We start from the raw sequence: 8,055 nt of genomic DNA, 5'->3' as shown, positions 1-8,055 counted from the left end.
CAGAAGATGTGGACCAGCCTGATCGCGTACGCGGACTGGGTGTGGCTGGCGGTGCGTACCAACCCGGAGGCCAAGAAGCATCGCGGCATTTCGATGCTGGCCGTGCCGACGACGGCGGAGGGCTTTTCCTGGACACCGGTGCACACCATGGCCGGCGTGGACACCAGCGCCACCTATTACTCCGACGTGCGCGTCCCGGTGACCAACCTGATCGGCGAGGAGAACGGCGGCTGGAAGCTGGTGACCAACCAGCTCAACCACGAGCGGGTGGCCCTGGTCTCGCCGCAACCGATCTTCCTGGCCCTGCGCGAGGTTCGCGAGTGGGCGCAGAACACGAAGGACTCCAGCGGGGCCCGGCTGATCGACTCGGAGTGGGTGCAGCTCAACCTGGCGCGCGTACACGCCAAGGCCGAGGTGCTCAAGCTGATCAACTGGGAACTGGCGTCATCGGACAGTGCCACTTTGTCGCCGGCCGACGCGTCGGCGGCCAAAGTCTTTGGTACCGAACTGGCCACCGAGGCCTACCGGCTGCTGATGGAGGTGCTGGGTACCGCCGCGACGCTGCGTCAAGACTCCCCCGGCGCGCTACTGCGCGGCCGAGTGGAGCGGATGCACCGGGCGTGCCTGATCCTGACCTTCGGCGGCGGCACCAACGAAGTCCAGCGCGACATCATCGGCATGGTCGCGCTCGGACTGCCCCGAGCCAACCGCTGAAACTTCTCAATGGAATTCCAAAAGGACGGGAATCGATGGATTTCACGACAACCGAAGCCGCCAACGACCTCGGTGGCCTGGTCGACACCATCGTCGACTCGGTGTGCACCAACGAGCATCAACGTGAGTTGGACAAGCTGGATCAGCGGTTCGACCGTCAGCTGTGGGGCAAGCTCATCGACAGCGACATCCTGACCAGCGCGACCGCCACCCAGTTGGGCGGCGACGGCTTCGGGGTCCTCGAGCAGGTTGCGATCCTGGTGGCACTCGGACACCAACTGGCCGCGGTGCCCTACCTGGAGTCGGTGGTGCTGGCCGCCGGGGCGCTGGCCCGGTTCGGTTCCGAGGAACTGCAGCAAAGCTGGGGCGTGCCGGCGGTCAACGGCGGGAAGATCCTGACCGTGGCCCTGGACGGCGAGATGGGCGAGGGTCCGGTGCAGGCGGCCCCCTCCGGCGCCGGCTTCCGACTCACCGGCAGTCGGACTCAGGTCTTTTATGGCCCGGTGGCGGACGCGTTTCTGGTTCCTGCCGAAAGCGATTCCGGCACAGCCGTTTTCCTGGTCGCCGCCGATGACCCGGGGGTCACGGTGACGGCGCTGGACACCACCGGCCTGGGCAGCGTCGGACACTTGGCGCTGGACGGGACCGAGGTCGACGCCGCGCGCCAGGTCGGCGGCGGCGAAATCGTTCCCTGGCTTCGTACGATTTCCACGCTGGGCCGCAGCGCGTTCCAGCTGGGAGTGCTCGAGCGTGGATTGCAGATGACCGCCGAATACGCCCGCACCCGTGAGCAATTCGACCGCCCGATCGGCAGCTTCCAGGCGGTGGGGCAGCGGCTGGCCGACGGGTATATCGACGTCAAGGGATTGCGGCTGACGCTGACCCAGGCCGCCTGGCGGGTCTCTGAGGACATCCCCGCGGAAATCGACGTGGCCTCCGCGGCGTTCTGGGCCGCCGACGCCGGACACCGGGTGGCCCACACCATCGTGCACGTGCACGGCGGCGTCGGCGTCGACACCGATCACCCGGTACACCGCTATTTCCTGGCCGCCAAAGAGACCGAGTTCGCGCTCGGCGGTGCCACCGGGCAACTGCGCCGGATCGGTCGCGAATTGGCGGAAACCCCTGCCTAACCAACCTATTCCAACCGCGCCGACGGTCACCGGCCTGCTGCGGCCGCTGGCCGAAATCGATGATCGCGGTGTCTATTTCGAGGACTCATTCACCAGCTGGCGCGACCACCTCCGGCACGGCGCCGCTATGGCGGCCGCACTGCGCGAACGCCTCGACCCGGCACGGCCGCCGCATGTCGGCGTCCTGCTGGAAAACACACCGTTCTTCTCGGCGATGCTGGTCGCCGCCGGGCTGTCCGGGATCGTGCCGGTAGGACTCAATCCGGTGCGCCGCGGCGCGTCGCTGGCCCGTGACATCAGCCACGCCGACTGCCAGCTCGTGCTGACTGATTCGAAATCTGCTGCGGCACTGGGTGATATCGGCCACGTCAACGTCGACTCCGCCGGGTGGGCCGACGAGCTGGCCGCACAACGGGATGCCCAGCTGCATTTCCGATCCGCTACGCCCGCGGACCTTTTCATGCTGATCTTCACCTCGGGCACCAGCGGTGAGCCCAAGGCGGTGAAGGTCAGCCACGGCAAGGTCGCGACGGCCGGCGCGGGGATTACCCTGCGCTTCAATCTCGGCGCCGCCGACGTCTGCTATGTGTCGATGCCGTTGTTCCATTCCAATGCGCTGCTGGTCGGCTGGGCTGTGTCGGTGGCCTGCCGCGGATCAATGGCGTTGCGGCGCAAGTTCTCTGCGTCCAACTTCCTGCCCGACGTGCGCCGCTACCGCGCCACCTACGCCAACTACGTTGGCAAGCCGCTGTCGTATGTGCTCACCACACCCGAGCAGCCCGACGACGCGGACAACCCGCTGCGGGCGGTGTACGGCAACGAGGGCGTGCCCAGAGACATCGAGCGGTTCGGACGGAGGTTCGGCTGCCTGGTTCAGGACGGTTTCGGTTCGACCGAGCTCGGAGTGGCCATCGCCCGCACCCCGGACACCCCGGCCGGCTCACTGGGCCCGCTACCCGAAGGGGTGCAGATCATCGACCCGGAAACCGGCGAGCCCTGCCCGCCGGGGGTCGCCGGCGAACTGGTGAACACCACCGGGGCCGGCGGCTTCGAGGGCTACTACAACGACGAGGCCGCCAACGCCGAGCGGATGGCCGGCGGCATCTATCACAGTGGCGACCTCGCCTACCGCGATGTGGACGGCTATGCGTATTTCGCGGGGCGGCTTGGCGATTGGATGCGGGTCGACGGCGAAAATCTCGGGACCGCGCCGATCGAGCGGGTGTTGCTGAGGTACCCCGACGTGACGGAGGTAGCGGTGTATCCGGTGCCCGATCCGGTGGTCGGCGACCAGGTGATGGCCGCGCTGGTGATGGCGCACGGCACCGAATTCGACGCCGAGAAATTCCGTGCCTTCCTGGCCGAGCAACCGGACCTCGGGCCCAAGCAGTGGCCGTCGTACGTCCGCATCAGCGCCGAAATGCCGCGCACGGCGACCTTCAAGGTGCTCAAACGACAGTTGTCGGCGGACGGAGTCGAATGCGGCGATCCGGTATGGCCGATTCGCCGGTAGCGCTGCGCGCGAGCTTCGACGAGTTTTCCGGCAAAGTCCCGGCGACCGTCGGTATCGCCATCGCGGCTGCGGACGAGGTCTATTCGCTTGGCTCGTGGGCGACCGGCGTCGCCTGGTCGACGATCAAAGTGCCGCTGGCGATCGCGGCGCTGCGCAATGCTCGGGAAGGCGCAGAAGACTTGGCAGTCAAGGCGATTACCGAATCCGACAACGCCGCCTCTGAGGAGTTGTGGTCCCAGCTGGGCGAGGCCGCGGCCCGGCAGGTGCAGGCCGTCATCTCGGAATGCGGGGACAACGCCACCGTCGTCGAGTCGCAGCGGGTTCGGCCCGGTTTCACTCCATTCGGCCAAACCGACTGGTCGCTGGCCCGACAGGCGCAATTCGCCGCGCAGCTGCCGGGCATCCCCGGCGCCTCCCCCGTCATCGACCTGATGCAGCGCCTCACCGCCGGTCACCGCTGGGGGCTGGCCGGCAAAGGCATGGCCGCGAAGGGCGGTTGGGGTCCCGGCCGTACGGGGCGTGACTACCTGGTGCGGCAATTCGGGATGGCGGCCGCGAGTACCGGGAACGTGGGCCTGGCCCTGGCCGCCGAGGCGCAGACGTTCGACGCCGGAGTCGATGTGCTGAACCGGCTGACGGACTGGCTGGTCGGCCACCTTCCCGAACTTGTGTCACCCGAGCAGTGACGGCACTATCGCATCGATCAGGTGCGGTCCTGGCTCGCTGAAGGCCGCGCGCAGGGCGTCGGCGAGCTCCTCCGCGGTGCCGACCCGCCGCGCCGGAACCCCCATGCCCTCGGCGATCTTGACGAAATCCATTGCGGGACGGGATAAATCAAGCAAATCGAGCGCTTTCGGACCCGGGGTGGATCCGGCGCCGACGCGTTGCAACTCGATCCGCAGAATGTCGTAGGCGCTGTTGTTGTAGATGACGGTGGTGACGTTCAGGTTCTCGCGGGCCTGTGTCCACAATCCCGAAATCGTGTACATCGCGGACCCGTCCGATTGCAGACACAACACCGGACGGTCCGGCGCGCCGACCGCCGCACCGACCGCCGTCGGGATGCCGTAGCCGATAGCGCCGCCGGTCAGCGTCAACCAGTCATGGGCCGGGGCGCCGGCGGTGGCGGCAGGAAGCGTCACCCCTGAGGTGTTCGCCTCGTCGACGACGACCGCCCGTTCCGGCAGTAGCGCGCCGACCACGTCGGCCACCGCTGCGGACGTCAGCGGACCGGTGGGCAGCTGCGGACGCGACGCAGCGGCCACCGGGGCGACCGTCCCCGGGGCCACCTCGTCGGCCAGTGCGGCCAAAGCGGCTGCGGCACCGCTGTATTCGGCGAGCATATGCACTTCGCAGCCGGCCGGCACCAGGTCGCTGGGCATCCCCGGGTAGGCGAAGAACGACACCGGCGACTTGGCGCCCGCCAGCACCAGATGTTTGACACCGTCTAGTTGCGCCGCGGCGGCCTCGGCGAAGTATTGGAGCCGTTCGACGGCGGGGACGCCGGCGCCGCGTTCCAGCCGCGTCGGGAACGTCTCGCACAACCAGCGCGCCCCGGTCGCCTCGGCGATCCGCGCGGCCGCGGCCAGCCCCGGTGCCCGCGTGGCGTCTCCACCGATCAGCAGCATCGTCGGTTCTCCGGAGCGCAGCACCTCGGCCGCCGGCCCCACATCCACCGTGGCGTCGGCGGAATACGTTGGCACGGAGGCGGTCTCACCGCCGTCGGACCAGGATGTGTCGGCCGGCAGGATCAGCGTCGAGATGTAGCAGCCCGCCCGGCTCGCCGCGATCGCCTCGGCGGCATCGGCCCCGACGTCGCCGACGTCAGTGCTGCGGCGCACCCAGCCCGAGACGGTGCCGGCGAGTGCATCGATGTCGGATTCCAGTGGGGCGTCGTACTTCTTGTGGTAGGTGGCGTGGTCGCCGACCACTACCACCATCGGCACGTGGGCGCGTCGCGCGTTGTGCAGGTTGGCCAGCCCGTTGCCCAGGCCGGGGCCGAGGTGCAGCAGCACCGCCGCCGGCTTGTCGGCCATCCGCGCGTAACCGTCGGCCGCGCCCGTGGCCACCCCCTCGAACAGGGCCAGCACGCCCCGCATGCGTGGGACGGTGTCCAGCGCCGCGACGAAGTGCATCTCCGACGTACCGGGGTTGGAGAAGCACACGTCGACGCCGCCGTCGACCAAAGTGTTGATCAGAGCCTGGGCGCCGTTCATATGTCTGCCTTTCGGTTGGCGAAGGTGAAGACGCGCTCGGCGTTGCCGCGCAGGAAGTCGCGGCGTGCCTCGTCGGTGAGGCCGAGTTCGTCGAGCCCGGCCAGGGCGTGTCCGTGGGCGATCATCGGGTAGTTGGTGCCGAACAGGACTTTGCGTTGTCCCGTACCGGTTTTCATGAAGCTGATCAGTTCTTGCGGGAGCCGCTTGATGGTGTAAGCACTGGTGTCGACGTACACGTTCTCGTGCTTGCGGGCGACGGCGACCATCTCCTCGGTCCACGGGTAGCCGACGTGACCGCACACGATGACCAGTTCGGGGAAGTCGAGGGCCACCTGGTCGATGTAGGGAATCGGGCGTCCCGTCTCCGAAGGCCGCAGCGGGCCGGTGTGACCGACCTGCGTACAGAACGGAACACCCAACTGCACGCACTCGGCGAACAGCGGATAGTAGCGGCGGTCGGTCGGCGGTGCGTTCCACAGCCAGGGCACCACCCGCAGGCCGACGAACCTGTCGTCACCCACCCGGCGGCGCAGCTCGCGGACGGCCGCCATCGGATGATCCAGGTCGACCGTGGCCAGGCCGGCAAACCTGTTGGGGTGCAACCGGACCCATTCGGCGACCTCGTCATTGGATACCAGGTCCTGACCGTTCGGGCCGCGCCACGCGCTGAGCAGGCCCAGATCGACGCCGGCGCTGTCCATCGAAGCGATCGTCGCCTCGATCGGGATGTCGGTGTCCGGGATTGCGCCACCGGTCCAGCGCCGGAGCGAAGCCAACATGTCGCTGCGCAGGAACCGCAGAGTCGGGTGCTGCATCCACACGTCGATCGTCATCGCGATCGACATTAGCGAAAGCTGATCAAGCGCCCGTCGTCGCGTGGCTGGCGTGCACCTCGTCGGCGGGCCGCTCCTCGGTCTGCTCCTTGGCCCAGCGGTAGTCGGGCTTGCCAGCCGGCGACCGCTTCACCTCGTCGACCAGCCAAAGGCTGCGCGGCACTTTGTATCCAGCGATCTCCGAGCGCACGAAACTATCCAGCTCGGCCAACGACGGCCGGCACCCGGGGCGGGCGTGCACAACGGCCGCCACATGCTGGCCATAACGGGGATCGGGCACACCGACCACCAGGGCGTCGAAAACGTCGGGATGGCCCTTCAACGCCGCCTCGACCTCTTCGGGATAGATCTTCTCGCCGCCGCTGTTGATCGACACCGAACCGCGACCCAGCATGGTCACCGAGCCGTCCTCCTCGACCACCGCGTAGTCGCCGGGGATCGCGTAACGCACCCCGTTGATGGTCTGGAACGTCTCGGCGGTCTTCTTCTCGTCCTTGTAGTAGCCGACCGGGATGTTGCCCTTCTTGGCGATGAAGCCGCGCACGCCCGACCCGGGCTGCACCTCGTTGCCCTCGTCGTCGAGGACGACGGTGCGGTGGTCGATCGTCACCCGGGGACCACCGCTGTGCGGGGCGTCCTTGGCGACGATGCTGGTGCCACCAAAGCCGGTCTCCGAGGAGCCGATCGAGTCGGTGATGACCCGGTTGGGCAACAGCTCGAGCAGCTTCTCCTTGATGCTCGGCGAGAACAGCGCCGCGGTGCTGGCCAGCAGGAACAGCGACGACACGTCGTAGTCGTTGTCCTTCAGCAGTGCATCCAGCAGCGGGCGGGCCATCGCGTCGCCGGTGAAGAACAGCAGGTTCACCTTGTGTTCGTGAATCATCCGCCAAACTTCGTCGGCGTTGAATTCCGGTGCCAGAACGGTGGTTTGGCCCGAAAAGAGCGACATCCAGGTGGCCGACTGCGTCGCGCCGTGGATCATCGGCGGGATCGGGTAGCGGATCATCGGCGGGTTGGCGGCGGCAGCCTTGGCGAGGTCGTACTCGTCCTTGACGAATTCGCCCGTCGCGAAGTCGGTTCCGCCGAACAAGACACGGTAGATGTCCTCGTGGCGCCACATCACGCCCTTGGGGAAGCCGGTGGTGCCGCCGGTGTAGAGCAGGTAGATCGCATCGGCGCTGCGTTCGCCGAAGTCGCGTTCCGGTGAGCTGTTGGCGATCGCCTGATAGAACTCGACGCCGCCGTAGCGCTGGAAATCGTTGTCTGAGCCGTCCTCGACGACGAGGACCGTCTTGACATTGGGGGTTTCGGGCAAGACATTCGCCACCCGGTCGGAGTACTGCCGCTCGTGCACCAGCGCCACCATGTCGGAGTTTTCGAAGAGGTAGCGCAGTTCGCCCTCGACGTAGCGGTAGTTGACGTTCACCAGGATGGCGCCGGCCTTGACGATGCCCAGCATCGCGATCACGATCTCGATGCGGTTTCGGCAGTACAGCCCGACCTTGTCGTCCTTCTTGACGCCCTGGTCGATGAGGTAGTGGGCGAGGCGGTTCGCCTTCTCCTCCAACTGCGCGTAGGTGAGCTGCTCGTCGCCGGAGATCAGGGCGACGCGGTCAGGCACGGCATCGATGGCGTGCTCGGCGAGA

Annotated in this window: 7 protein-coding genes; 4 read left to right on the top strand and 3 right to left on the bottom strand. The window is 67.5% G+C overall.

Annotated elements, in window-relative coordinates; genetic code table 11:
• The 4 genes from VML93_RS29265 to VML93_RS29250 all read left to right on the top strand — a co-directional run.
• On the top strand, positions 1-714 hold a 714-nt coding region (locus VML93_RS29265; RefSeq protein ID WP_325615850.1), incomplete at its 5' end, for an acyl-CoA dehydrogenase family protein.
• Between the two features lie 35 nt (positions 715-749).
• Positions 750-1,847: an acyl-CoA dehydrogenase family protein gene (locus VML93_RS29260; protein WP_325615848.1), complete on the top strand. Its 1,098-nt coding sequence runs from the start codon at positions 750-752 to the stop codon at positions 1,845-1,847.
• A gap of 7 nt (positions 1,848-1,854) precedes the next feature.
• Complete coding sequence (gene fadD17 / locus VML93_RS29255) at positions 1,855-3,360, top strand: long-chain-fatty-acid--CoA ligase FadD17 (RefSeq protein ID WP_325615856.1); 1,506 nt, start codon at positions 1,855-1,857, stop codon at positions 3,358-3,360.
• Positions 3,327-4,046: a serine hydrolase gene (locus tag VML93_RS29250; protein ID WP_414686480.1), complete on the top strand. Its 720-nt coding sequence runs from the start codon at positions 3,327-3,329 to the stop codon at positions 4,044-4,046. Before fadD17 ends, VML93_RS29250 begins: the two co-directional genes overlap by 34 nt.
• Here the strand turns inward: VML93_RS29250 and VML93_RS29245 are convergent.
• The 3 genes from VML93_RS29245 to VML93_RS29235 all read right to left on the bottom strand — a co-directional run.
• Complete coding sequence (locus tag VML93_RS29245) at positions 4,032-5,576, bottom strand: acetolactate synthase large subunit (RefSeq protein ID WP_325615846.1); 1,545 nt, start codon at positions 5,574-5,576, stop codon at positions 4,032-4,034. The genes VML93_RS29250 and VML93_RS29245 overlap by 15 nt on opposite strands.
• A complete protein-coding gene (locus VML93_RS29240; RefSeq protein WP_325615852.1) occupies positions 5,573-6,409 on the bottom strand; it encodes an amidohydrolase family protein in 837 nt (278 codons plus the stop codon). Before VML93_RS29240 ends, VML93_RS29245 begins: the two co-directional genes overlap by 4 nt.
• A gap of 25 nt (positions 6,410-6,434) precedes the next feature.
• Positions 6,435-8,055: acyl-CoA synthetase (locus VML93_RS29235; RefSeq protein ID WP_325615844.1), on the bottom strand; the 1,621-nt coding region annotated here is incomplete at its 5' end.

It is taken from the genome of Mycobacterium sp., assembly GCF_035499775.1.
GTDB lineage: Bacteria > Actinomycetota > Actinomycetes > Mycobacteriales > Mycobacteriaceae > Mycobacterium.
Note: the sequence above shows the minus strand (reverse complement) of the source record. Positions and strands in the feature narration are given on the sequence as shown.